Source organism: Aurantiacibacter sp. MUD11, from assembly GCF_026967575.1.
Lineage (GTDB): Bacteria > Pseudomonadota > Alphaproteobacteria > Sphingomonadales > Sphingomonadaceae > Alteraurantiacibacter.
In genome coordinates this window covers 1,182,886-1,207,133 of sequence record NZ_CP114054.1, presented here as the reverse complement: position 1 = coordinate 1,207,133, position 24,248 = coordinate 1,182,886, and the positions used below count along the sequence as shown (strand labels likewise).

Below are 24,248 nucleotides of genomic sequence, written 5' to 3'. Positions count from 1 at the left end.
GGCGCTAGCCCCGCGCCGCGCGCAGGAACTGCGCGGCTTTCTCGAAGGCTTCCAGCTTCGCCTTGCGCGCTTCCTCGGCGGCGAAATCCCAGCCCCATAGCTCTGCCTGCCAGTCCTGTTCGGCATTGGCGGCGGCGAAGAGCGCCGTCGTATCCGCCTGGTCCTCCAGCGCGGCAAGGGCGACGACCAGCGAGGCCGCCAGCGAGGTAATCGTCTGCAACCCGGCGAGGGAGAAGTGGTCCTCCGCCTCCAGCCGCTGGCGCAGGGCGGCGATGCTGTCTTCCGGCTGCGGGCGGTGGATGATGCCGCTGGCGCGTTCGAGGCGAATGCCATGGGTGGCCTCGCATGCGCTCACCAGCGGCTCCCACAGTTCTTGCTGCCGCTTGTAGAGCGGCTCGTCCGGGTCGGCGCGGTAGCACAGCGTATCGGTCTGCGCGTATTCCAGCAGCTGGGTGACGGTTGCCTCGCGCTGCTTCGCGACGATGTCCAGCGCGTAGTCGACCATGTCGCGGAAGACGAAGCTCCTGGTGTCGATTTCCTCGCCCTGCGCGGCGAATTCGCCCGCCACCAGGTCCGCCAGCGCGCGGCTGGGCGCGACCTGCTGCTGGCCGCCCTGCGTGCGAATCGCGCGGCCATCCAGCGTGACCTGCCAGCCGCCGTCGCGCTCCTCGACCGATACGTCTTTCCAGAACTTCTTCATCGCCGCTCGTTCGTGCTCCAGATGCGGGCGAGGATCTGCGGGGTGACGAAGGTCTCGATCATGCCGAGCACCAGCAGCACCCAGCCGGCCCATTCCGGCAGCGGCATCACCCCGTTGAAGACGAGGATGCCGAGCAGGATCATCACGACCCCGGCAATGCGCATCGCGTTGATCAGGAAGAAGCGCTGTTTCGCCTGCGCTTCGGCGGCCTCGCGGTCATCCATGGATCAGTTCCTCCAGCTCGCTCATCGTTTCCGCCACGCCGACAGCCCCGGCGGCCAGCAGTTCGGCACTGTCGTGATAGCCCCAGGCGACGCCCACGGCACGGACATTGGCCGCCCTGGCCATCTCGATATCGAACACCGTGTCGCCGATCATCACCGTTGCGGCGGGCTCCGCCAGCACATCGGCCATGGCCGCTTCCAGCATGGAAGGGTGCGGCTTCGACGGGTGGCGGTCGGCCGTGTGGGTGGTGGCGAACAATTCGGTGAGGTTGTTCGCGGCGAGGGTGCTGCGCAGTCCACGGTCGGACTTGCCGGTGGCGACGCCCAGCATCCAGCCGCCGCCGTGCAGGCGATGCAGCAGGCCGACGATCCCTTCGAACAGCGGTTCGCGCAGGGACCCGTCCTGGCGGGAGCGGAAGAAGGCCTGCTTGTAGGCCTCTACCGTGGCGGCGTGCTGTTCATCGCCGGCATCCGGCGCAAGGCTGCGGATGGCCTGCGGCAGGCTGAGGCCGACGATGCGACGGACCTGGTGCCGGTCCGGCGCGGGCAGGCCCGTCTCCGCGAAGGCGACTTCCATTGCGTTCACCACGCCGGCCTGGCCATCGCTCAGCGTGCCGTCGCAGTCGAAGACGGCGAGGCGGACTTCGCTCACTTGCGCCGCCCCTTGGGCTTGGCACCGGGCTTGCCCGTGGGCTTGGTGCGCGAGCGACGCTCACCCCGGCGAGCCTTGCGATACTGCTTGGCATGGGCCTTGGCCGCCTGCTTCTTCTCCGCCCGGCTGCGTTCGGGTGGCGGGGTGAGCACCGGCGCGGCTTCGCTGAGGCTTATGTCGAAACCCAGTTGCTCCATGCTCTGCGCGAAGTGCTCCGGCAGTTCGGCGGTAACGTCCAGCTTGCCGCCCTTGGGTGCATCGATGATCAGGCGTCGGGCGTGCAGGTGCATCTTGCGGCTGACGCTGCCGGTCAGGAAGGCATCCTGTCCGCCGTACTTGCCGTCGCCGACGATGGGATGGCCGATCGCGGCCAGGTGCACGCGCAGCTGGTGGGTGCGCCCGGTGAAGGGCTGCAATTCGACCCAGGCGGCCTTGTTGCCGGCGCGCTCGACCACGCGGTAGGCGGTCTTGGCCGGCTGGCCGTTCTCCATGTCGACGTGCATCTTCTCGCCGCCGGTGCCCGGCTGCTTGGCCAGCGGCGCGTCGATCGTGCCTTCCAGCACCTCGGGCACGCCCACCACCAGCGCCCAGTAGATCTTCTTGGCGCTGCGGCCGGAAAACCGCTTGGAGAAAAAGGCTGCGCTGCCCGGCGTGCGGGCGACCAGCAGCACGCCGCTGGTATCCTTGTCGAGCCGGTGAACGAGGCGCGGGCGCGGCTCGTCCTCGCCGGCATAGGCATCCAGCAGGCCATCGACATGCTTGTTCGTCTTGGTGCCGCCCTGCGTCGCAAGGCCGGGGGGCTTGTTCAGCACCAGCGCCGCCTTGTCGCGGTGGATCAGCATGGACTCGGCCAGCGCCTCGTCATCGGCGGTCAGCTCGCGGCGCTTGCGCTGGGTGCGGGCGGAATCCTCGCCGCCCGGCGGCACGCGCAGCACCTGGCCGGCGGTCAGGCGGTCCTCCACCTTGGCGCGCTTGCCGTCGACGCGCAGCTGGCCCGTGCGCGCCCAGCGCGACACGGTGCCGAAGCCGATCTGCGGCAGGTGGCGCTTGAACCAGCGGTCCAGGCGCACGCCCTCGTCATCGGCGTCGACGGTGAATTGCCGGACTTCGTTGTCCTTCTGCTCGCCCGTCATGAGAACAGCCGCGTCACCGTGAGGCCGAACACCAGCCCGGACACGCCAAGGCCGATGGACAGCAGGATGTAGAGCACCGCGAAGGCGATCTGGCCGCGCTGGATCAGCATGGCCAGTTCCAGGCTGAAGGCGCTGAAGGTGGTGAACCCGCCCAGGATGCCCACGCCCAGCAGCAGGCGCAGTTGGTCGACGTTGCCGCCACCAGAGCGCATCAGCCAGCCGGCCAGCAGGCCCATCAGCAGGCTGCCGATGGTGTTGACGGCCAGCGTCGCCCAGGGAAACACGGTCATGGCGGGCGCGCCCATCCAGGCGGTCATCGCGCGGCCCAGCTGGTAACGGGCGAGGGCGCCGATGCCCCCTCCCAGCGCGACCGAGAGCGATGCATAAAGCTGCGGTGTGATGTTCGACATGGGCCCCGCCTTAGACGCGTGCGGGCAGATGCGGAACCCAAAAGGCCTCAGCTGCCTTGCTTTTTAGCTTTGATTCGCTTATCTGCGCCCTCGTTCAGCCGATCCAAGAAGGGATTCGGCGCGTTTTTCGTTGAGTTACACGGTGCATCCCCGCGCCTTCTGCAGCGGGCTCTCGCCGTTTTGAGATTAGAGAAGGTGGCTTAGATTTATGCAGATCATCGTTCGCGATAACAATGTCGAGCAGGCCCTGCGCGCGCTCAAGAAGAAGCTGCAGCGTGAGGGGGTGTATCGCGAGATGAAGCTGCGCCGCCACTACGAAAAGCCGAGCGAGAAGCGCGCACGTGAAAAGGCCGCCGCCGTGCGCCGCGCCCGCAAGCTGGAGCGCAAGCGCATGGAGCGTGACGGCGCCCGTTAATTCGGTCGCATTTCAGGCTCACCAAGCTTGAAAGCACATCGCAGCTAAGCCAAAGGGGCGTGGAAGAAAATTCCGCGCCCTTTTCGTTTGGGCGTCGCAAGATTGGACGGGATACCTACAAGTCATGGCCGAAGTTACCCGCGTACTGTTGCAGCCCGTTGCCAAGGGCTCGTTGACCAAACTCTGGCTGGGCGTGCTCGCCGCCGTCGTGCTGGCGGCGCTGATTGCCTGGGCAGCCATGCCCAAGGGCCTGTCGGTCGACACCATCCGCGCCGGTGAAGGCCCGAACCCGACCGAGGAAAGCGTGGTCTTCGTCAACTACACCGGCAAGCTGGAAGACGGCACGGTGTTCGACCAGTCGCAGACCCTCCCGCTGCCGATCGAGGGCATCTTCCCCGATGGCACGCCACTGCCGCTGGGCGACATGATCCCCGGCTTCCGCGATGCCCTGCTACAGACGCAGGCCGGCGGGCAGTACGAGATCTTCATCCCGGCCGACCAGGCCTATGGCGCGGACGTGCCCGAAGGCGGCCCGATTCCGCCCAATGCGGACCTCTATTTCGACATCGAAGTGATCGAATTCATGACCCGCGAGGACTTCCAGCAGCGCGTCGCCACCTTCCAGCAGATGATGATGCAGCAGCAGCTGGATGCCGCGACCGAAGAGGGCGCGGGCGAATAAGGGCATTTTTGGCGCGCGAGCCGCTTGAAGCGCGTGTCGCGCGCCGCTAGTGCGCTCGCATGTCAGTCACCCGAGAAGAAGTCGCCAAGATCGCCAGTCTGGCGCGCATCAGGATGGACGAGGACGCGCTCGACCACATGGTGCCCGAACTCAACAAGATCCTCGACTGGGTCGAGCAGCTGGGCGAGGTCGATACCTCCTCGGTTGAGCCGATGACGGCGGTCATCCCGCAAGCCCTGCGCCTGCGCGACGACGTGGTGGATGCCGACCCCAAGACCGGTGGCGGCCGCCGCGACGATGTCCTCGCCAATGCGCCGGTGGCCGAGCACGGCTTCTTCGGCGTGCCGAAGGTGATCGAATAGCATGACCGATTTTACCCAACTGGGCGTGAAGGCCATCCGCGATGGCGTGGCTGCCGGTGACTTCACCGCGCGCGAAGTGGCCGAGGCCTTCAATGGCGCGGTGGCCGCGGCTGCCGAACTCAACGCCTTCATCGTGGCGACGCCGGAGCATGCACTGGCCGCTGCCGAAAAGGTGGACGCCGCGCGCGCCGCAGGCGAAGAACTTGGCCCGATGGCCGGCGTGCCGATCGGCATGAAGGACCTGTTCTGCACCGATGGCGTGCAGTCCACCGCCGCCAGCCACATCCTCGAAGGCTTCTTGCCGCGCTACGAGAGCACCGTCAGCCAGAAGCTGTGGGATGCCGGCGCGGGCATGCTCGGCAAGCTGAACATGGACCAGTTCGCCATGGGTTCGTCCAACGAGACGAGCTATTTCGGCCCGGTGAAGAGCCCGTGGCGCAAGCAGGGCAGCAATGCCGCGCTGACGCCGGGCGGTTCTTCCGGTGGTTCGTCCGCCGCCGTTGCCGCGCGGCTGTGCCCGGCAGCGACCGGCACCGACACCGGCGGTTCGATCCGCCAGCCTGCCGCGATCACCGGTACTACGGGCATCAAGCCGACCTACGGCCGCTGCAGCCGCTGGGGCATCGTTGCCTTCGCCAGCAGCCTCGACCAGGCCGGTCCGATGGCTCGCAGCGTGGAAGATTGCGCGATCATGCTGGGTGCGATGGCCGGTTTCGACCCCAAGGATTCGACCAGCCTAGATGCCCCCGTGCCCGACTGGGCCGGGGCGCTCGACGCGGACCTGAAGGGCAAGAAGATCGGCATCCCGCGCGAATACCGGATGGACGGCATGGATCCCGAGATCGATGCCAGCTGGGAGCGCGGCAAGGAATGGCTGCGCGATGCCGGTGCCGAGATCGTCGACATCAGCCTGCCGCACACCAAGTATGCGTTGCCGGCCTATTACATCGTCGCCCCGGCGGAAGCATCGTCCAACCTCGCCCGCTATGACGGCGTGCGGTACGGCCTGCGCGACCTGCCCGAAGGGGCCGGGTTGCAGGACATGTACGCCGCCACCCGCGCCGAGGGTTTCGGTGACGAGGTGAAGCGCCGCATCATCATCGGTACCTATGTACTGTCGGCCGGTTTCTATGACGCCTACTACACCCAGGCGATGAAGGTGCGCACGCTGATCCAGCGTGACTTCGACGAGGCCTTTGCCCAGTGCGACGCGATACTCGCCCCGACCACGCCGAACGCGGCCTTTGCGCTGGGCGACAAGACCGACGATCCGCTGGCGATGTACCTGAACGACGTGTTCTCGGTGCCGGCTTCGCTGGCCGGCCTGCCTGCCATGAGCGTGCCTGCCGCGATCAACGGCGAAGGGCTGCCGCTGGGCCTGCAGATCGTCGGCAAGGCGATGGACGAACAGGGCGTGCTCAATGCCGGCCTGGCGATCGAGCAGCGCGCCGGATTCGATGCCCAACCCGACAAGTGGTGGTGATACGCTAGCGGAAGTCTCCGCCGACGCGCCCGCGCGCGAACGCTTCACCGTGCTCGACAGCTGGCGCGGCATCGCCGCGATGGGCGTCGCCTGGTATCATGTGAAGGGCGTCTACTGGTGGCTTGAAGGGCCGCTGTACCAGCGGCTGAACTACGCGGTCGATTTCTTCTTCGTCCTGTCGGGCTTCGTGATCGCCGCGGCCTATGGCGAGAAGCTGCGCCAGGGCTTCCCGATCCTGAAGTTCATGTTCCTGCGCTATGCCCGGCTGTGGCCGCTGCATGCCTTCGTCATCGGCCTGCTGCTGGCGCTGGAGATTGCCTTCTGGGCGACCGGTGCATTCACCGATGTCGCCGGGCGCGAGCCATTCGCCGCGCGGCGCGAGTGGTGGACCCTGCCGGCAACGCTGACCCTGCTGCAAGAATATGTGCATCCTGGCTGGAAGACCTGGAACACTTCGGCCTGGTCGATCTCGGTGGAGGTCGGGCTGTACCTGATGGCCGCGCTGCTGCTGCGGTTCTTCGGTCGCTGGGGAACGGTTGTCGCGCTGGCGATTGCGCTGGCCGCCGGTACGTCGCTGCTCCTGCGCGAACTCGTCCTGCCGCTTACCATCATGCGCGGATTGGTGGGTTTTGGCCTTGGCATGGCAGCCTACGAGGTGTGGCTGCGCATCCGTCACCTGGACCTGTCACGCGGCGTGGCCACCATTGTCGAGCTGGCCTTGGTCGGCGCGGTGCTGGCCTTGCTGATCAATGGCCCGAAACACCTCTATGCCGATGTGCTGTTCGCGCTGGTGGTGCTGGCCTTCGCCTATGAGCGCGGCTGGCTGAGCGCCCTGCTGCGCCGCCAGGCCTTCGTCTGGCTGGGGACGCTCAGCTATTCGATCTACATGCTGCACGGCTTCGTCATCGGTCGAACCTACGATGTGCTGCTGGTGCTGCAATCCATCACCGGCTGGCAGCTGGTGATGCCCACGCGCGCGATGAACCTGCTGGTACTGCACCCGGCGCTGGGCGCGCTGGTGATGGCGGCGATGCTGGGCGGCACGCTGGTCGCCTCCTACCTCACCTGGCGCTGGATCGAAGACCCGGCGCGGCGCTGGTCCAAGCGCAAGGCCGCCCAGTGGGGTGCGCCAGAGGCGGAGAAACGCGCGCCATGGAAATGACGGGGCAAGTGAGCCCTTCCAAGCGGCGCAATCACACGATAACGGGACAATCATGAGCAATTACCGGATTCAGGGCGCAACGGGCGAATGGGAGGTCGTGATCGGCCTCGAGGTCCATGCGCAGGTCACCTCCAACGCCAAGCTGTTCAGCGGCGCGAGCACCGCCTTCGGGGCGGAGCCGAACACGCAGGTCTCCCTCGTCGATGCGGCGATGCCGGGGATGCTGCCCGTGCCCAATCGCGAATGCATCCGCCAGGCCGTGCGCACCGGCATGGCGATCGAGGCGCAGATCAACAAGTGGAGCCGGTTCGACCGCAAGAACTACTTCTATGCCGACCTGCCGCAGGGCTACCAGATCAGCCAGCTCTACCATCCGCTGGTGGGCGAGGGGCAGCTGGTGATCGAGGCTGACGAGAAGGCCGGCATCCCCGCAGACAAGGTCATCCGCATCGAGCGCATCCATGTGGAGCAGGACGCGGGCAAGCTGATGCACGATCAGCACCCGACCATGTCCTATGTCGATCTCAACCGCACCGGCGTGGCGCTGATGGAAATCGTCAGTCGCCCGGACATGACCTCGCCCGCAGAGGCCGGCGCCTATATCCGCAAGCTGCGCTCGATCCTGCGCTATGTCGGATCGTGCGACGGCAACATGGAAGAGGGCTCCATGCGCGCCGACGTCAACGTGTCCGTGCGCAAGGTGGGCGATACCGAACTGGGCACGCGCACCGAGACCAAGAACGTCAACTCCGTGCGCTTCGTCATGCAGGCGATCGAGCACGAGGTGCAGCGCCAGATCGACGTGATCGAGGATGGCGGCAAGGTGGTGCAGGAAACCCGGCTGTTCGATCCGAACACCGGCACGACGCGCTCGATGCGTTCGAAGGAAGACGCGCACGACTATCGCTATTTCCCCGATCCGGACCTGCTGCCGCTGGAACTGGACGATGCCTTCCTCGAGGAATGCCGCGACAGCCTGCCCGAACTGCCTGACGCCAAGCGCGCCCGCTACGAGAATGAGCTGGGCCTGACGCCCTACAACGCCCGCGAACTGACCGCCGAGGTCGAGACCTTCGCGCGGTTCGAGACGCTGCTGTCGGTCGCCGCCAAGGCCATCGGCAAGCCTGAAGCCAAGGTGGCGACGCAGGTTGCCAACTGGTCGCTTTCCGTTGCCCCCGGCGTGGTCAAGGCGCTGGGTGACGAGGCCGACCTGTCGCACGCCACGGCGGAGCGACAGGCCACGATCCTCGCCATGCAGGACAAGGGCGAGATTTCCGGTGGCCAGGCCAAGGAAATCTACGAGATCGTGCTCAAGACCGGCCGCGAGCCGGACGAGATCGCCGATAGCGAGGGCCTGAAGCAGGTCAGCGATACCGGTGCCATCGAGAGCGCGATCGACGAGATCCTCGCCAACAATGCCGACAAGGTGGAAGAATACCGCGGCGGCAAGGACAAGCTGTTCGGCTTTTTCGTCGGTCAGACGATGAAGGCGATGCAGGGCAAGGCCAACCCGGCGGTGGTGAACCAGATCCTGAAGGACAAGCTGGGCTAGGGCAGCCCGCGATGGCCACCCGCCCGGCAATCGTCCTCGTCCATCCGGAAATCCCGCACAACACCGGTGCCATCGGGCGCACCTGCGTGGCGCTGGACATGGAACTGGTGCTGGTGCGGCCTTACGGCTTCACCCTCAACGACAAGCACCTGCAGCGCGCTGGCCTCGACTACTGGCAGCATGTGCGCCTGAGCGAATATGCCAGCTGGGAGGCGCTGCTGGAGCACCGCCGGCCGCGCGACGAACAGCTGTTCCTGTTCGAGGAGGACGCGCCGCAGTCCTTTTACGAGCCGGATTACCCGGACGATGCCCTGCTGGTGTTCGGCAGCGAGACCACGGGCCTGCCGCCCGCCATCCGCGTGCGCCACCAAGACCGGCAGTTTCACCTGCCGATGCGATCGGTGCACGTCCGTTCGTTGAACCTCGCCAATACGGCGACGGCGGTCGCCTACCAGGCGCTGCGCGGGAAGCTCTAGCCGACCCTCAGGCCTGGCGCTGGGCGGTGAAGTCCATCGCCCCGAACATCGGGGTCTTGATCTTGCCGGTCACGGCGTCGCCTTCGACCGTGGCTTCGCAATCCAGCGTCATCGGCATCGGCATGCCCATCTTCATCTTCCAGGTCAGCTTGTCGCCGACAATCTCGCCGTCCTGCACGTCCATCGAGCCCATGCCGCCCGAAAGCTGGCCGGTGAAGGTCTCGCCATCCTCGGACGGGACGACGGTGAAGGTACCGGTCTGCTCACCCATCGGGGTGTTGGCGACGAAATCGTAGGTCCCGCCCACGTTGCTCATTGGTATTCTCCTGTCCCTAGGCGATCAGAGGCTGTCGGCATCGACATATTCGACTGGAATGTCGAGGGTTTCCAGCTGCGGTTCCACCACGCTGCGATCGCCCACCACGACCACGGTGATCTGCCCGGGCTGGAGATAGTTGCGCGCGGCGGCGTTGAGGTCGTCCTGGCTGATCGCGCCGAAGATTTCCGGCAGTTCCACCTGGTAGCGCAGGTCGCGGCCCATCTCCTGATTGGCCACAAGTGCACCAAGCACCTGTCCATTGGTTTCATAGCGGTTGGGCAGGTTGCGGATATTGCCGTCGGTCACGCGCTGGTATTCCACCTCGTCCACCGGGCGAGAGCCGGGGAAGGCTTCGAGGTGGCCAAGGATGACGCTGATCGAATCCGCCGTGCGATCCGCCTGCACCTGGGTCTGGATTCGCAGCGGACGCTGGCCGGTGTACTCCGGCACGCTGGAACGGATGCCGTAGGTCCAGCCCTTGGTCTCGCGCAGGTCGTTGTTGAGGCGCGAAAGGAAGCCGTTGCCCAGCACCTCGTTGGCGAGGTCGATGGCTTCCATGCCCGGGGCATAGCCTTCCAGCGGCGTCAGGCGGCCCAGCACGAGATAGCTGGAGGGCGAGTTCGGGCGGTCCACCACCACGATCCGCGTGGCGGGAGCCGGGGTCGGCTGGTCGACCGACTTCGCCGGGACCGGCGTGCCGTTGCCTTGCCAGTCGCCAAAGCTTGCTTCGAGCGCAGCCACAAGTTCCTCCATCGTCACATCGCCAACGGCGGTGATGCGCGCGGTTTCGGGGCGGATCCACTCGGCATGTTCCGCCGCCATGTCGGCCACGGTCAGCGCTTCGATCACGGCCGCGTCGCCGGAGGAACCGGCATGGGCGTAGGGGTGGTTGTCACCGTAGACGAGCGGGCCGAAGGCGCGATTGGCCAGCCCGGCGGGAGACGACAGCTCCTGCGCCACGGCGGCCATGCGCTGGCTGCGGACGCGCTCCATCGCATCCTCGGCAAAGGCCGGGTTGCGGACCATGTCCGCCAGCAGGTCCAGCGAGGGACGCAGGTTGGGGCTGAGGGCGGTCAGCGATGCCGTGGTGCTTTCCGTGCCCGCGCCGATGCTGATCTGCGCGCCGAGCGATTCCTGCTCGATCGCGATGTCGAGCGCGCTGCGGGTGGCGGTGCCTTCCGAAAGCAGGTCCACCATCGTGCCGTGCACGCCGTTCTGGCCGACGGGATCGACCACCAGGCCGGCATCGAACTGCAGTGCCAGCGATACCTTGGGTACCGAGGCGCGGCGCGCTAGTACCACGGGAATGCCGTTGGACAGCGTGGCCTGCTCGATTTCGGGGAAGGTCAGTTCGCCCACCGGGGCGGGCGTCGGCAGGGCGATTTCGGGGCCCGTGCGGGTCACTTCGATATCGCTGCCGGTGTCGGGTTCGGGCGGCGGGTTGAGGTGTTCGTCACCCCAGCCACCCATTGCGCCGCCATCCAGCGTGCGTTCGCCGGGCAGCACCGCAAGGTTGTAGGCCGGGCGCGAGAGCCAGCGCTCCATCGCCGCGCGCACGTCTTCCGGCGTCAGCGCTGCCATGCGCTCCAGCTCGGTGCGGTAGAAGCCGGCATCGCCGGTGTAGAGTAGCCCTTCGGCCAGGATCGAGCCCTTGCCGCCGAAGCCGCCAATGCGTTCCAGGCCGCCGATCAGGCTGGAGGCGATCTGCGTGGTCGCGCGGTCCAGTTCGTCCTGTGTCGGGCCTTCCTCGATCATGCGGGCGATCTCGGCTTCCAGCAGCGCCTGCGCCTCTTCGCGCGTGGCATCGGGACGCACCTGCACCTGCGTCTGCGCCAGGCCGAGCTGCTCGTAGGCCTGATAATAGGCGGAAACGGCAGTTGCCACTTCCTCGCCGCGCACGAGGGCATTGTCGAGCCGTGAGGAGTTGAGGCCGCCGAGGATGTACATGCCCACCTGCAGCGGCACCGCGTCGGGATGCTGCATGTCCGGCCCGGTCCAGGCGCGGATCAGCAGGACGAGCGGCACCTGGTCGTACATCTCGTCATCGACCGGGGCAGGCAGCGTGACCGGGCCGGCCTCGAACTGTTCGACTTCCGGCCCGCGCGGGATGCTGCCGAACCAGCGCTCCACCATCGGGCGGGCGGTTTCGGCATCGATGTCGCCGGTCAGCGCCAGCACCACGTTGTTGGGGCCGTAATTGTCGGTGAACCAGTTGCGCACGTCCTCGAGGCTGGCCGCGGAAAGGTCCGCCATGGAGCCGATCACCGAGTGGCGATAGGGATGGCCGACAGGCAGCAGTCCTTCGGAAATACGATACCGCAGCAGGCCATAGGGCTGGTTGTCGCCCTGCCGCTTCTCGTTCTGCACCACGCCGCGCTGGTTATCGAGTCGCTCCTGCGTCAGCGCACCGAGCAGGTAGCCCATGCGGTCGGCTTCCATCATCAGCGCCAGGTCCAGCGCGCCGGTGGGCACTGTCTCGACATAATTGGTGCGATCGTAGCTGGTGGAGCCATTGGTGCCGGTAGAGCCTGCCGCTTCCAGCGGGATGTCGAAGTTCTCCACGTTCTCGCTGCCGGTGAACATGATGTGCTCGAACAGGTGCGCAAAACCGGTGCGTCCGCGCGGCTCGGACTTGGAGCCGACGCGGTAGTAGACCGTCACGCCCACCAGCGGCGACTTGCGATCGGTGTGGACGATGGTGGTCAGCCCATTTTCGAGCGTGAACGTCTCGTACGGGATGTCGACGGCCGCGATCAGCTCTTCGAGCGAGGCGATGTCGTTCTGCGTTTCCGCAACCGGCGCGCTGGCCGTTTCGACCGGGGCCGTGGCGGCGGTGGAACAGGCCGCCAGCGCGAAGGCGGCGAACGGGGCGAGCGTGCGGAGCGCGAGATTCCATTTCATGCGAAACGGGATAGCACGAAGGGGGCGGAGCGAAACCCGTTTGTTCCCCGAACAATGTCATTTGTCGATGGCCATCGGTCCTTCGGCCAATGGGCTTGCTCTGCGTCAAAGCGCCGGCTTGGCCACACCCGCTATCACGTGCGCGATTGGCATTGGCGACGTTTGGTGGCAGCTGTTCGACGACGGCATGAAATAACCCGCTCAACGACCCTTGTGTTGCGCATGTGCAACACTATGTTTTGGTGAAACCAGTCAAGGGGCAAGGAATGAACCTGGAAAAATTCACCGACCGCGCTCGCGGCTTCCTGCAAAGCGCGCAGACGGTCGCGATCCGCAACAGCCACCAGCGCATCAGTCCCGAACATCTCGCCAAGGCGCTCCTCGAAGATGAGGAGGGCATGGCCGCAGGCCTGATCCAGCGGGCGGGCGGCAACCCCGGCCGGGCTGTGCAGGAAGTGGACGCATTGCTCGCCAAGATTCCCTCGGTCAGCGGGGGCGGGGCGCAGCAGACTCCGGGCCTCGACAACGATGCCGTGCGCGTGCTCGACCAGGCCGAACAGATTGCCGAGAAAGCGGGCGACAGCTTCGTCACCGTCGAACGCCTGCTGCTGGCGCTGGTGCTGGCGAAGCAGACCAAGGTCGGCGAAGTGCTGGCCGATGCCGGCGTTACCGCAGAAGCGCTCAACACCGCGATCAACGAACTGCGCAAGGGCAAGACGGCGGACAGCGCCAATGCCGAAGCCGCCTACGACGCGATGAAGAAGTATGCGCAGGACCTCACGCAGAAGGCAAAGGACGGCAAGCTCGACCCGGTCATCGGCCGTGACGAGGAAATCCGTCGCACCGTGCAGATCCTTGCCCGGCGCACCAAGAACAACCCCGTCCTGATCGGCGAGCCCGGCACCGGAAAGACCGCAATTGCGGAAGGCCTGGCGCTGCGCATCGCCAACGGCGACGTGCCCGACAGCCTGAAGGATCGCACGCTGATGGCGCTCGACATGGGCGCGCTGATCGCCGGTGCGAAATATCGCGGCGAGTTCGAGGAACGGCTCAAGACCGTGCTCGACGAGGTGAAGGACGCCGGCGGCCAGATCATCCTGTTCATCGACGAGATGCACACGCTGATCGGCGCGGGCGCCTCGGAAGGCAGCATGGATGCCTCCAACCTGCTGAAGCCCGCGCTGGCCCGCGGTGAGCTGCATTGCATCGGCGCGACCACGCTGGATGAATACCAGAAGTACGTGGAAAAGGACGCCGCGCTGCAACGGCGCTTCCAGCCGGTCTTCGTCGACGAACCGAGCGTGGAGGACACCATCTCCATCCTGCGCGGCATCAAGGAGAAGTACGAGCTGCACCACGGGGTGCGCATCACCGATGCCGCCATCGTCGCCGCCGCGCAGCTTTCCGAACGCTACATTTCCGACCGCTTCCTGCCCGACAAGGCGATCGACCTGATGGACGAGGCCGCCAGCCGCATCCGCATGGAAGTGGAGAGCAAGCCCGAGGAAATCGAGGCGCTCGACCGGCGCATCATCCAGTTGAAGATCGAGGAGCAGGCGCTGTCCAAGGAGAGCGACGCGGCTTCCAAGGATCGCCTTGCGGCGCTGCGCGAGGAACTGGCGAACCTTGAGCAGCAGTCGGCCGAACTGACCACGCGCTGGCAGAACGAACGCGACAAGATCCATGCCGAGGCGAAGATCAAGGAAGACCTCGACGCGGCGCGGATCGAGCTGGAGCAGGCGCAGCGCGCAGGCGACCTCGCCAAGGCGGGCGAGCTGCAATACGGCAAGATCCCGCAGCTGGAAAAAGCGCTGGAAGAAGCCGGCACCCACACCGACAACGCGCTGCTGAAGGAAGAGGTGACCGAGGACGACATCGCCTCCGTCGTCAGCCGCTGGACCGGCGTTCCCATCGAGAAGATGATGGAAGGCGAGCGCGAAAAGCTGCTGAAGATGGAAGAGGTGCTGGGCAAGCGCGTGATCGGCCAGGAAAAGGCCGTCGTCGCCGTATCCAAGGCCGTGCGCCGGGCGCGGGCAGGTCTGCAGGACCCGAACCGTCCGCTGGGCAGCTTCCTGTTCCTCGGCCCCACCGGCGTCGGCAAGACCGAGCTGACCAAGGCGCTGGCCGCATTCCTGTTCGACGACGACCAGGCCATGGTGCGCATCGACATGAGCGAATTCATGGAGAAGCACGCGGTGGCCCGCCTGATCGGCGCGCCTCCGGGCTATGTCGGCTACGAGGAAGGCGGCGTGCTGACCGAAGCTGTCCGCCGTCGACCCTACCAGGTCGTGCTGTTCGACGAGGTGGAGAAGGCGCACAGCGACGTCTTCAACGTGCTGCTGCAGGTGCTGGACGACGGTCACCTGACCGACGGGCAGGGCCGCAAGGTCGATTTCAGCAACACGCTGATCATCCTCACCAGCAACCTCGGCAGCCAGTTCCTCTCCAACCTGGAAGACGACCAGAAGGTGGAGGACGTGGAAGACCAGGTGATGGACGTCGTGCGCGGCCATTTCCGCCCTGAGTTCCTCAACCGCCTGGACGAGATCGTGCTGTTCCACCGCCTGGCGATGGAGCACATGGCACCGATCGTGGATATCCAGGTGGCACGGGTGCAGAAGCTGCTGAAGGATCGCAAGATCGTGCTCGACCTGACCGAGGGTGCCCGCAAGTGGCTGGGCCGCGTCGGTTACGATCCGGTCTATGGCGCGCGCCCGCTCAAGCGGACGGTGCAGCGCTACCTGCAGGATCCGCTGGCGGAGAAGCTCCTGGCGGGCGAGATTCCCGACGGCAGCACGGTCAAGATCGACGAGGGCGACGGCGAATTGCAGATGGTGGTCGAGTAACCACCACTACCGCACCGGGGCTCAGGTGTAGCCGAGCAGCGCCCTGAGTCCCGGAGCCGCGAATTCGACGATTTCCTTCTGCCGCTCGGTCAGCGCCTTGGGAATCTCGATCCCGACTTCCGAAGACAGGTTTTCGCGCGCGGTGCCGCTCTGCTTGCGGTCCGAACCGATGCGCACGCGTTCCTGCCAGTCGTCCGGCACGCTGGCGAGGCCGGCGGCTTCGAACAGGGCCATGAAATAGGCATCGCTTTCATCCGAGCCGAGCGTCTTCACCGCCTGCACCAGGTCTTCATAACGCAGCATGGTGGCATCCGAGCCTTCCCAGGCGACGGCGTTGTAGGTGAACAGCTCGCGCATGGACATCGCCTTGCCGTGGATGCCGAAGATCATCAGGTTGATCAGCGAATCCACCGTCAGCTCGCCGTTCTTCACCAGCACAGAGTTGTCACCGAACTCGTCCGACAGGAAGAACCGGGCGCGGGCCAGCACCCAGGTGTGCGGATCGCGCACCAGGATGATCTTGCGCGCAGGCGCGGCTTCCACTGCCGAGGCGTCGGAGAACAGCAGGTGGCCCCAGCTCAGCATCTTCGCCTCCGCGCGGAAGGCGTGCTTGTACTGCTGCAGGTTGCCCCACTGAATGAACTGTTCCTTGAAGTGGTCCTCCACTGGCACGAACATCCGCATGATGTTCTTCAGCAGGTGGCTGCCAGACTTGGGCACGGAGTTGAGGAACAGCGGCCGCGGCAGCCGTTCCTGGCTGAACTTGCGGTTCTCTTCGTCGAGCGTGTCGGGCTTCAGGCGGATACGGGTCATCGATTGGTCCTGCGCGGAATCGGGTTGCGGGCAGCGGATAAACGAAGGGCGGCGGGTTTGTCACCCGCCGCCCCTCTTTGGCTAGCAATCAGCGAGCTGATCAGTAGCGGATGTTGAGGTTCGCGAAGAAGCGACGGCCCAGCAGGTCGTACTGCGAGTACAGCACGCCGACACCGTAGGAGGCGATGCCGTCGCCGCCGACCTGCGACACACGCGGCGGCTGGGTGTCGAACAGGTTCGAAGCACCAACCGTCATGCGCAGGTTCTCGTTGAACTCGTAGCTGAGCGATGCGCTGTGGAAGAACGTCGCATCGGTCGTCAGCTTGCGGCAGCGACCGCCCGGGCACAGGAACCCGTCGATCTCGCCCTGCGAGAGGCTGTCGTAGACTTCTGCAACCGAAGCGATGCCGTCGCCGTTGAGGTCGTCGGAGCTCAGGAAGCTTTCCACGTAGTCGCGGATGCTGTCGCTACCGGCGTCACCGATGACATCCAGACTGTAGAAGATCGAGAAGTCACCCAGGTCGAGCTGGGCGAAGAAGTCGCCCACGAAGGTCGGCTCGCCGACTTCCTCGCTCTGGTTTTCGGGGAAGCCTGCGAAGATCGCGGTCACGTCGGTGAACTGCCAGGTCATCTGGCCCTGAACGGTCAGGGTCGCGTCGCCGGCGAAGTCGTGGACCATACGTGCGGTCACGTCGACGCCTTCCTGCTCCTGGCTGTTGATGTTCACGAAGCTGTCGCGGACGAAGGCGATGTTCGAACCGTTACCGGCGTTCCAGAACGGGTTGCTCGGGTCGAGGTCGTCGACACGGGCGAACAGCGAACAGAACGGATCGTTCGGATAGAAGTCCGACGAGTAGCAGCCCGAGATCACGTTACGTGCACCGAACACGGCGATTTCGCCGGTCACTTCGATGTCGAAGTAGTCGACTGCCAGGCTCAGGCGGGTGTTCGGCAGGAACGAGAAGTTCGGCGTCAGGATGACCGAGGCCGTCCACGAGGTCGATTCTTCCGGATCCAGCACGCCCAGACCACCGCCGCGGATAACCGCGCCGCTGATGCCCGCACCGGTGTGGTTGGCGGCAACGCCGTCAGCCGCACAGTTGTTGGCGAAGTTCTGGGTGATGTCGCCATCGGCCAGCGCGTTGCCCCACTGGATACAGGGGTCGAGGTTACGCTGCGACAGGCTGCCGGTCTGGTCGGCCAGGAACTGCTCGAATAGTGCCGGAGCACGGAACGAGGTGCCGTAGGTGCTGCGGAAACGCAGCCAGTCGGTCACTTCCCAGTCGGCACCCAGCTTGTAGGTCCAGTTGCCGTTACGCTCGTCGCTGGCACCGTCCGAAGCGCGGGTTGCGGTCACGTTGGTGACGCGGCCTGCGGCGGTCAGGTTCAGGCTCTGGATGAGCGGCAGGTCGGCCAGCAGCGGAATGTTGATTTCGCCGAAGGCTTCGTAGGTGTCGCTCTTACCGGCGGTGATGCCCGAGGCACCGCCGCCCCAGACGTTGCCGGCCAGGGTTATATCACCCGGAACGTCGTTGATTTCGTCCTGGCGATAGGCAGCACCCAGTGCGACGCCGACCGGACCGTCACCCCACAGCTCGATGAGGTCGCCGGAAACGACGCCTTCAACGTAGATCTGGGTATATTCGGTGTTGCCGGTTTCGGTGTCGGTCAGGAACGCCAGTTCCTCGGCCGTGAAGTCACCGTACATGACACGCGGGCTGTACCAGTCGACGTCGACGCACTGGCGGCCCGAAATCGGGGTCACGTAGTTTCCGCAAGGCGAGGGAGCCGGACCGAAGGAGCCACGCAGGTCCTGCGAGTCGATGGCGTCCTGCAGCACGCGCTGGTTGGTGTAGTCACCGTCCGACAGCGAGTACTGGCCGTAGAGGTCGTAGCTCCAGCTCGAGGAGATGTCGCCACGGATGCCAAGCACGCCGCGGTAGTAGTCGACGTCCTGCGAGCTGTCGTACCAGTCGATGAAGGCCGTCGGCGAGAACAGTGCCGGACCAGCGAATTCACCGGCCAGCGGGTCGCCGAAGAAGTCGGGCAGGCCGAACAGGCCGTAGCCGACCGGGCTGCGTGCGCCCAGGTCCGAACCCAGGCCGAACTGCCACACCTGGCCCGAGGAATCGTAATAGGTCTTACGATTGTTGTAGAGCAGTTCGGTGTAGACTTCGCCGCCGTCGAACAGCTCGTAAGCCGCATCGACATACAGCGTGTAGCGGTCGGTCTGCGGGATCAGCGAATCCTGATCCATCAGCGGGTGGTAACGGTTGGTCAGCGGGTCCGAAGCTGCGTCGTATGCCACGGCATACCAGCCTTCCGGAACACCGATCTGGCCGGCGTCGATACGCGTGCCGACGGGCGGCAGGTACTGGCCGAGGTTGTCGCCCGGATAGCTGTACTGCAGCAGCGACACGTCGCCCACGCCAGCGCTACCCGGAATGTTCGAGCCATTCGGCGAGTAGTAGTAGCTGTAGTCGTAGGTCCAGACGTGGCCCCAGGTGGTGGTGCTGTCACCGCGGCAGGCGAATTCGCCGGTGCGCGGGTCGATGCGGTCGGCACGGGTCTGGAAGGACAGGTCGGTGAAGACGTACTCTTCCGGGCAGCCGAGATAGTCGCGGTCACCACGCGCCAGTTCGTTCTGGCGGTAGTAGTTGGCCGAGACCAGCACGTGGCCGCGGTCGAAGGTGGTACCCCAGGTGGCGGAAGCCGAGAAGGTTTCGCCGCCGCTGGATTCGGGCAGCGAGCCGAACAGGTCGATCTCGATGCCGTCGGTGTCGGTCTTGGTGATCAGGTTGACCACGCCGGCCACGGCGTCCGAACCGTAAATCGACGATGCACCGTCCTTCAGGATGTCGACGCGTTCGACGATCGACTGCGGGAGGACGTTGAGGTCGAAGGCGGAAACGCCGCCGCGCGTACCGGCCGGGCCAGCACGACGACCGTTGAGCAGCACCAGCGTGCGGTTGGCGCCGAGGCCGCGCAGCGAGATGGTCTGCACGCCCTGGCCACCATCGACCAGGAAGACGCTCGAAATGGCGGAGGTCACCTGCGCCGAACCGGCGGCGATCGGCGAACCCTGGACCAGCGAACCGGTGTCCATCAGGCCCTGGCGAACGGCGATTTCCGGATCGACCAGGGTGATCGGCGAGGCCGAGCTGAATTCGTCGCGACGGATGCGCGAACCGGTAACGAAGATGGTGCCGCTGCTGCTGGTCTGGCCAGTAGCGCTGACTACGTCTTCGTCTTCATCATCTGCGGTGATTTCTTCGGCGTCCTGGTCCGTGTCCTGGGCGAGGGCCGGGCTGGCGGCGAGTGCCACCGAGAAGGCTATGGGAGCGCATGCGCCCTTCAGAGCTGTTCGAAGCTTCACTGGTTGTTTCCCCACAATGCGACCGAGTCCCGTCGGTCTGGTAAAATGGATTGTCCTAATCCGATCGCTAAGTGACCCCGGGCGACCGAACTGGCAGTTCTTGCCTGTGTATTGCCTGCGGGAAGGGCAATTCGGTTGCAATTGTAAACGGTAGGATCTTCGAGATTGTCCGGGCGCTGTTGCACTTAGACCACATGGCATTTCCGTGTCCTGCGTTGCGCCGCTTGACCAACGGGTTGGGGCGGCTAGGAGCCTGTGGCAAGGCGGGCACATCGGGGCCCGGGCGAATTCGAGGAGACATCATGCAGATCGACAGCAATCTGGCCGCAGTGGTCACGGGCGGTGCATCCGGCCTCGGCGAGGCGACCGCACGGGCGCTGGCCGCCAAGGGCGCCAAGGTGGCGCTGTTCGACCTCAACGAGGAACTGGGCGAAAAGGTCGCCGCCGAAATCGGCGGAGTTTTCTGCAAGGTCGACGTGTCCGACGGTGCGTCGGTCGAGGCAGGCTTTGCCAAGGCGCGCGCGGCGCACGGGCAGGAGCGCGTGCTGGTCAACTGCGCCGGCGTGGGCACCATCGGCAAGCTGACCCGCCGCGACCGCGAGACCGGCGAGATCAGCCACCTGCCGTTCGAGCTGTTCGAGAAGACCATCAAGATCAACCTGATCGGCACCTTCCAGTGCATGGCCAAGGCCGCCACCGGTATCATGACGCTGGACCCGGTGAATGAACACGGCGAGCGTGGGGTGATGATCAACACCGCCTCCGTCGCCGCCGAAGACGGCCAGATCGGCCAGGTCGCCTATGCCGCGTCGAAGGCGGGCGTGAAGGGCATGACCCTGCCGGTAGCGCGCGACCTGATGAACGAGGGCATTCGCGTTAACACCATTCTTCCGGGTATCTTCCATACTCCGATGATGGCCGGCCTGCCGGAAAAGGCGCAGGTCGCGCTGGCGGCTTCGGTGCCGTTTCCCAAGCGGCTCGGCCGGCCCGAGGAATATGCTGCGCTCGTCTGCTTCATGGTGGAGAGCGAATACATGAACGCGGAAACCGTGCGGCTGGATGGCGCAATCCGCATGCCGCCGAAATAGGCGGCAGCTCGCAAGGGGAGGGAAGCCATGCCGGGCTGGCACATCGGGGTTATCGGCGGATCGGGCCTGTACGAACCGGGCGCGCTGGAAGATGCGCAGCAGATCGCGGTGAAGAGCGCGTTCGGCGAGCCTTCCGGCCCGGTCACCACCGGCAAGATCGGCGAGGTGAAATTCACCTTCATCGCCCGGCACGGGGAAGGGCACGTGCATTCGCCCAGCCGGGTGAACTACCGTGCCAATATCGACGTGCTTAAGCGCTGCGGCGTCACCGACGTGCTGGCGATTTCCGCGATCGGTAGCCTGCAGGAAAAGCTGGCTCCGGGCGAATTCGTCGCGGTCGACCAGTTCATCGATCGTACCGCAGGGCGCGAGCGCAGTTTCTTCGGCGACGGCATCGTCGCGCATGTCCCGCTGGCCGACCCGGTCTGCCCCCGCCTGTCCGACTACGCCGCCAAGGCGGCCAAGAAGGCCGGGGCCAAGGTCCAAAAGGGCGGGACCTACATCGCCATCGAGGGGCCGCAGTTCTCCACCCGCGCGGAAAGCCATCTCTATCGGCAGTGGGGGGCGGACGTGATCGGCATGACCGCCATGCCCGAGGCGCGGCTCGCGCGGGAGGCCGAGCTGCCTTATGCCCTGATGGCCATGGTGACCGATTACGACTGCTGGCGCGATCCGACCGAGGACGTCGACGTCACCGACATCCTCAAGGTGATGAAGGAAAACGGCGAACGCGCCCGCGCCATGCTGGCGGAACTGGCAGCGGCGCTGCCCGGCGAACGCAAGGCCAGCCCGATCGACACGATTCTCGATACCTCGATCATTACCCCTCGGGAAAAGTGGGACATTCCGGCCGTAACAAGACTCGACGCAATCGCCGGTCGTTTGATAGAAATCTTCCCGGGACCTCAAGATTAGTGCGTGAAACTTGCAAAGTCGCGCAAAGTTCAACAAGGTAGTTGCTGATGCAACCGACAAGCCCGCTCTCGCGATTCCTGCCCTACCAGCTCTCGCTGGCGTCCAATGCGGTCAGTGGCCGCATCGCGATGGAATATCGCCAGCGATTCGGCCTGAGCATTCCCGAATGGCGCGTCATGGCCATCCTGGGTGACAATGGTGCGCTGACCCAGCGTGACCTCACCCGCCGGACGCTGATGGACAAGGTCGCGGTCAACCGCGCCTGCAAGGGCCTTGAAGAACGTGAACTGGCGATCCGCACGCCGAACGAGGCGGATGGCCGCTCGCACCTGCTCGACCTGACCGATGCGGGACGCACGATGCACGGCGAGATCATGCCACTGGCCAAGGAAATCGAACGCCAGTTGTTCGAAGGTTTCTCGAGAGAGGAACTGGACCTGTTCCGCACCCTGCTGGAACGGGCTCGCCATCGGGCGGAGGAACTCGAAGGCGGCGATTTCGAGACCGGCTTCGGGATAAAGTAGGGCTGCTCCAGTCCCAGGCGCCGGCCGGCAGGCAATCGACCTGCGGCCAGCTTCGCTTCCGCACGCGGTAGTCACGAAAACAAAACCCCGCCCGGATCGCTCCGGGCGGGGTTTGTGTCTTGCCTTGGCGGTCCTGCCTTAGCTGCCCGGAGGGCCGTCGCCCGAGAAGGCGTCGGAGATTGAGCAGGCTGCCGGACCGAGAATAACGATGAACAGCACCGGCAGGATGAACAGGATCAGCGGCACGGTCATGATCGCCGGCAGACGGGCTGCCTTTTCCTCGGCGCGCATCATGCGTTCGTTACGGAATTCGGCGGAGAGCACGCGCAGGGCGGAAGCCAGCGGCGTACCGTAGCGTTCGGTCTGCACCATGGTCGTCACCACGCCGCGTACGGCGTCGAGGTCGACACGGTAGGCGAGGTTCTCGAAGGCCTGGCGGCGTTCGGTCAGGAACGACAGTTCGATCGCGGTCAGGGCGAATTCGTCACCCAGTTCCGGATAGGCGCGGCCCAGTTCCTTGGCGACGCGGTTGAACGCGGCGTCGACGGTCAGGCCGGCCTCGGCGCAGATGACCAGCAGGTCGAGCGCGTCGGGCAGGCCCTTCTGGATCGCGGCGGTACGCTTCTGCGCGACGTTCGACAGGTAGATTTCCGGACCCTTGTAGCCCAGCGCCACCAGTGCGGCGAAGCCGAAGAAACGCTTCATGCTGCCCCAGTCGGGGAACATGTCGGTCCAGTAGAAGATCACCACGCCGACCATGCCCAGCACCACCGGCAGCACCATGCGTGCGAAGATGATGATGATGGCCAGTTCCTTGTTGCGGTAACCCGCCTGCGCCAGCTTCTGCTGGATGATCTTGACCTGGCTTTCCTGCAGGACCTTCATGCCCTGCAGCGTGTCTTTCATCTTGTCGGTCGTTTCCGACCGGCGGGTCAGGCTCTGGCGCTTCTTGGAACCCTGCGTCAGCATGCCGGATTTCAATTCCGCGCGGCGTTCGTTCAGCGCCTTCACGCGCTTCGCCATCGGATCCTTCACGGTCACCGCGGCATAGACCGCCATGACCATGGCGAGCGCGGCAATACCGGCCAGGATCGAGCCGACGAGGACAACGTCGACGCCGAGCAGCGTGGGGCCGGAAGAGGGAGCGATCATCAGCATTTCTCTCGTTCCTCCAGGCTCAGATTTCGAAGCTGACCATCTTGGCCATGATGCCGGCGCCGATGCCCATCCACACCAGGCCGCCAAGGCCGGTCACGATCAGGCGCTCGTCTTCGAAGAAGCCGCCGATATAGTTCGGGTTGATCCAGTAGATCAGGCCGAACACGATGAACGGCAGGGCACCCACGATGTAGGCCGATGCCTTGGATTCCGAGCTCATCGCCTTGATCTTGAGCTTCATCTGGGCGCGCTTGCGCAGCACGTCCGACAGGTTGGACAGCGTCTCGGCCAGGTTACCACCCGTCTCGCGCTGGATAGCCAGCGTGATGACGAAGAACTGGAATTCCGCCGTACCCAGCTTGTCCGCCGTTTCCTGGAGGGCTTCCTCCATGGTGCGGCCGATCTTGATGCGTTCGGTCACCGCGCGGAATTCCTGGCCCACCGGGCCGGGCACTTCCTGCGCCACCACGCCCAGCGTCTCGGTGACGGGCAGGCCCGAGCGCAGACCGCGCACGAGCAGCTCGATCCCGTCCGGGAACTTGGCGTTGAAGTTGTTGGTGCGACGCTTGATGAAGAAGTTCACGACCAGGTGCGGCAGGCCGGCACCGGCCAGCACGCCGAGACCGAGCGACAACAGCGCGGCACCCGTTTGCAGGTACATCAGCGCGGTCACCACCAGGCCAAGGCCGATCGAGGCGTAGAAGTACTGCGACAGGCTCCAGCCCATGCCGGTGCGGTCCAGCCGCTGGGCGAGGGCTTCCATGCGCGAGTTGGCACCGGCCCGCGTAAACTGTTTCGGCTTACGCGCGGCGATCGCCTTCTTCAGCTGGCTTTCGACCCGGTTCTCGGTGCTTTGCGAGTGGCGATAGCGCACGGCCTGGAGGCGGCGCTGGCTTTCCTTGGCCGGCGAGGAGCCGGTGGCCAGCACGTAGCCCAGGATCATCAGGCCCATGAGGCCACCGGCAATAAGCAGGAGCTGGATGATGCTCATGGGTACCCTTCTTTCACATGTCCGTAATTGACTTGGTCAAGCGAGGGGCGGGGCCGGGCCCCGCCC

Annotated in this window: 22 protein-coding genes; 11 read left to right on the top strand and 11 right to left on the bottom strand. The window is 65.3% G+C overall.

What is annotated here, in order from left to right:
* Positions 1–4 precede the first annotated feature (4 nt).
* Genes OZN62_RS06055 through crcB form a run of 5 tightly spaced genes read right to left on the bottom strand, consistent with a single transcriptional unit; the run spans position 5 to position 3,119 of the window.
* Positions 5–700 (bottom strand): ATP12 family chaperone protein, encoded by a 696-nt coding sequence (locus OZN62_RS06055; protein WP_269101892.1) that lies wholly within the window; start codon positions 698–700, stop codon positions 5–7.
* Entirely contained in the window at positions 697–924 is a 228-nt protein-coding gene (locus OZN62_RS06050; RefSeq protein ID WP_269101891.1) for a hypothetical protein, read from the bottom strand. Before OZN62_RS06050 ends, OZN62_RS06055 begins: the two co-directional genes overlap by 4 nt.
* Positions 917–1,576, bottom strand: a complete 660-nt coding sequence (locus OZN62_RS06045) for an HAD-IA family hydrolase (protein ID WP_269101890.1) — start codon at positions 1,574–1,576, stop codon at positions 917–919. Before OZN62_RS06045 ends, OZN62_RS06050 begins: the two co-directional genes overlap by 8 nt.
* The gene (locus OZN62_RS06040) at positions 1,573–2,709 is read right to left on the bottom strand and encodes an RluA family pseudouridine synthase (protein ID WP_269101889.1); all 1,137 of its coding nucleotides are present in this window, start codon (positions 2,707–2,709) and stop codon (positions 1,573–1,575) included. Before OZN62_RS06040 ends, OZN62_RS06045 begins: the two co-directional genes overlap by 4 nt.
* Positions 2,706–3,119 carry a fluoride efflux transporter CrcB gene (gene crcB, locus OZN62_RS06035; RefSeq protein WP_269101888.1) on the bottom strand — a complete coding sequence of 138 codons (414 nt, stop codon included), beginning with the start codon at positions 3,117–3,119 and terminating at the stop codon, positions 2,706–2,708. Before crcB ends, OZN62_RS06040 begins: the two co-directional genes overlap by 4 nt.
* 208 nt (positions 3,120–3,327) lie before the next feature.
* Between crcB and rpsU the strand changes: the two genes are divergently transcribed.
* From rpsU to OZN62_RS06000, 7 genes are all read left to right on the top strand, one after another.
* Positions 3,328–3,534 carry a 30S ribosomal protein S21 gene (gene rpsU, locus OZN62_RS06030; protein ID WP_269101887.1) on the top strand — a complete coding sequence of 69 codons (207 nt, stop codon included), beginning with the start codon at positions 3,328–3,330 and terminating at the stop codon, positions 3,532–3,534.
* Positions 3,535–3,658: 124 nt separating this feature from the next.
* Positions 3,659–4,216 carry an FKBP-type peptidyl-prolyl cis-trans isomerase gene (locus OZN62_RS06025; protein WP_269101886.1) on the top strand — a complete coding sequence of 186 codons (558 nt, stop codon included), beginning with the start codon at positions 3,659–3,661 and terminating at the stop codon, positions 4,214–4,216.
* A 59-nt stretch (positions 4,217–4,275) separates the two neighbouring features.
* Entirely contained in the window at positions 4,276–4,578 is a 303-nt protein-coding gene (gene gatC, locus OZN62_RS06020) for an Asp-tRNA(Asn)/Glu-tRNA(Gln) amidotransferase subunit GatC (RefSeq protein WP_269101885.1), read from the top strand.
* Between the two features lies 1 nt (position 4,579).
* Entirely contained in the window at positions 4,580–6,061 is a 1,482-nt protein-coding gene (gene gatA, locus OZN62_RS06015; protein ID WP_269101884.1) for an Asp-tRNA(Asn)/Glu-tRNA(Gln) amidotransferase subunit GatA, read from the top strand.
* Entirely contained in the window at positions 6,036–7,223 is a 1,188-nt protein-coding gene (locus OZN62_RS06010; protein WP_269101883.1) for an acyltransferase family protein, read from the top strand. The genes gatA and OZN62_RS06010 overlap by 26 nt, the downstream gene beginning before the upstream one ends.
* Positions 7,224–7,275: 52 nt before the next feature.
* Complete coding sequence (gene gatB, locus OZN62_RS06005; RefSeq protein WP_269101882.1) at positions 7,276–8,775, top strand: Asp-tRNA(Asn)/Glu-tRNA(Gln) amidotransferase subunit GatB; 1,500 nt, start codon at positions 7,276–7,278, stop codon at positions 8,773–8,775.
* Positions 8,776–8,786: 11 nt separating this feature from the next.
* On the top strand, positions 8,787–9,251 hold the full coding sequence (locus OZN62_RS06000; protein ID WP_269101881.1) for a tRNA (cytidine(34)-2'-O)-methyltransferase: 465 nt from the start codon (positions 8,787–8,789) through the stop codon (positions 9,249–9,251).
* A 7-nt stretch (positions 9,252–9,258) separates the two neighbouring features.
* On the opposite strand, the gene OZN62_RS05995 is transcribed toward OZN62_RS06000, so the two are convergent.
* Positions 9,259–9,567: a hypothetical protein gene (locus OZN62_RS05995; RefSeq protein ID WP_269101880.1), complete on the bottom strand. Its 309-nt coding sequence runs from the start codon at positions 9,565–9,567 to the stop codon at positions 9,259–9,261.
* Between the two features lie 24 nt (positions 9,568–9,591).
* Positions 9,592–12,471 (bottom strand): M16 family metallopeptidase, encoded by a 2,880-nt coding sequence (locus tag OZN62_RS05990; protein WP_269101878.1) that lies wholly within the window; start codon positions 12,469–12,471, stop codon positions 9,592–9,594.
* A gap of 266 nt (positions 12,472–12,737) precedes the next feature.
* On the opposite strand from OZN62_RS05990, the gene clpB reads away from it, so the two are divergent.
* Positions 12,738–15,317 (top strand): ATP-dependent chaperone ClpB, encoded by a 2,580-nt coding sequence (clpB, locus tag OZN62_RS05985; RefSeq protein WP_269101876.1) that lies wholly within the window; start codon positions 12,738–12,740, stop codon positions 15,315–15,317.
* 21 nt (positions 15,318–15,338) lie between these two features.
* Here clpB and OZN62_RS05980 read toward each other — a convergent pair whose 3' ends face one another.
* Together OZN62_RS05980 and OZN62_RS05975 are read right to left on the bottom strand one after the other, a co-directional pair.
* Positions 15,339–16,130, bottom strand: a complete 792-nt coding sequence (locus tag OZN62_RS05980; protein WP_269101875.1) for a hypothetical protein — start codon at positions 16,128–16,130, stop codon at positions 15,339–15,341.
* A gap of 100 nt (positions 16,131–16,230) precedes the next feature.
* Positions 16,231–19,455: a TonB-dependent receptor domain-containing protein gene (locus tag OZN62_RS05975; protein WP_269101874.1), complete on the bottom strand. Its 3,225-nt coding sequence runs from the start codon at positions 19,453–19,455 to the stop codon at positions 16,231–16,233.
* 353 nt (positions 19,456–19,808) lie between these two features.
* Between OZN62_RS05975 and OZN62_RS05970 the strand changes: the two genes are divergently transcribed.
* Genes OZN62_RS05970 through OZN62_RS05960 form a run of 3 tightly spaced genes read left to right on the top strand, consistent with a single transcriptional unit; the run spans position 19,809 to position 22,033 of the window.
* The gene (locus tag OZN62_RS05970; RefSeq protein WP_269101873.1) at positions 19,809–20,594 is read left to right on the top strand and encodes an SDR family NAD(P)-dependent oxidoreductase; all 786 of its coding nucleotides are present in this window, start codon (positions 19,809–19,811) and stop codon (positions 20,592–20,594) included.
* A 27-nt stretch (positions 20,595–20,621) separates the two neighbouring features.
* The gene (gene mtnP, locus OZN62_RS05965; RefSeq protein WP_269101872.1) at positions 20,622–21,509 is read left to right on the top strand and encodes an S-methyl-5'-thioadenosine phosphorylase; all 888 of its coding nucleotides are present in this window, start codon (positions 20,622–20,624) and stop codon (positions 21,507–21,509) included.
* Between the two features lie 47 nt (positions 21,510–21,556).
* The gene (locus OZN62_RS05960) at positions 21,557–22,033 is read left to right on the top strand and encodes a MarR family winged helix-turn-helix transcriptional regulator (RefSeq protein WP_269101870.1); all 477 of its coding nucleotides are present in this window, start codon (positions 21,557–21,559) and stop codon (positions 22,031–22,033) included.
* Between the two features lie 138 nt (positions 22,034–22,171).
* Here OZN62_RS05960 and OZN62_RS05955 read toward each other — a convergent pair whose 3' ends face one another.
* Entirely contained in the window at positions 22,172–23,185 is a 1,014-nt protein-coding gene (locus tag OZN62_RS05955) for a type II secretion system F family protein (protein WP_269102117.1), read from the bottom strand.
* Between the two features lie 25 nt (positions 23,186–23,210).
* Positions 23,211–24,182, bottom strand: coding sequence for a type II secretion system F family protein (locus OZN62_RS05950; RefSeq protein WP_269101869.1), 972 nt, complete (start codon positions 24,180–24,182; stop codon positions 23,211–23,213).
* Positions 24,183–24,248: the final 66 nt, after the last annotated feature.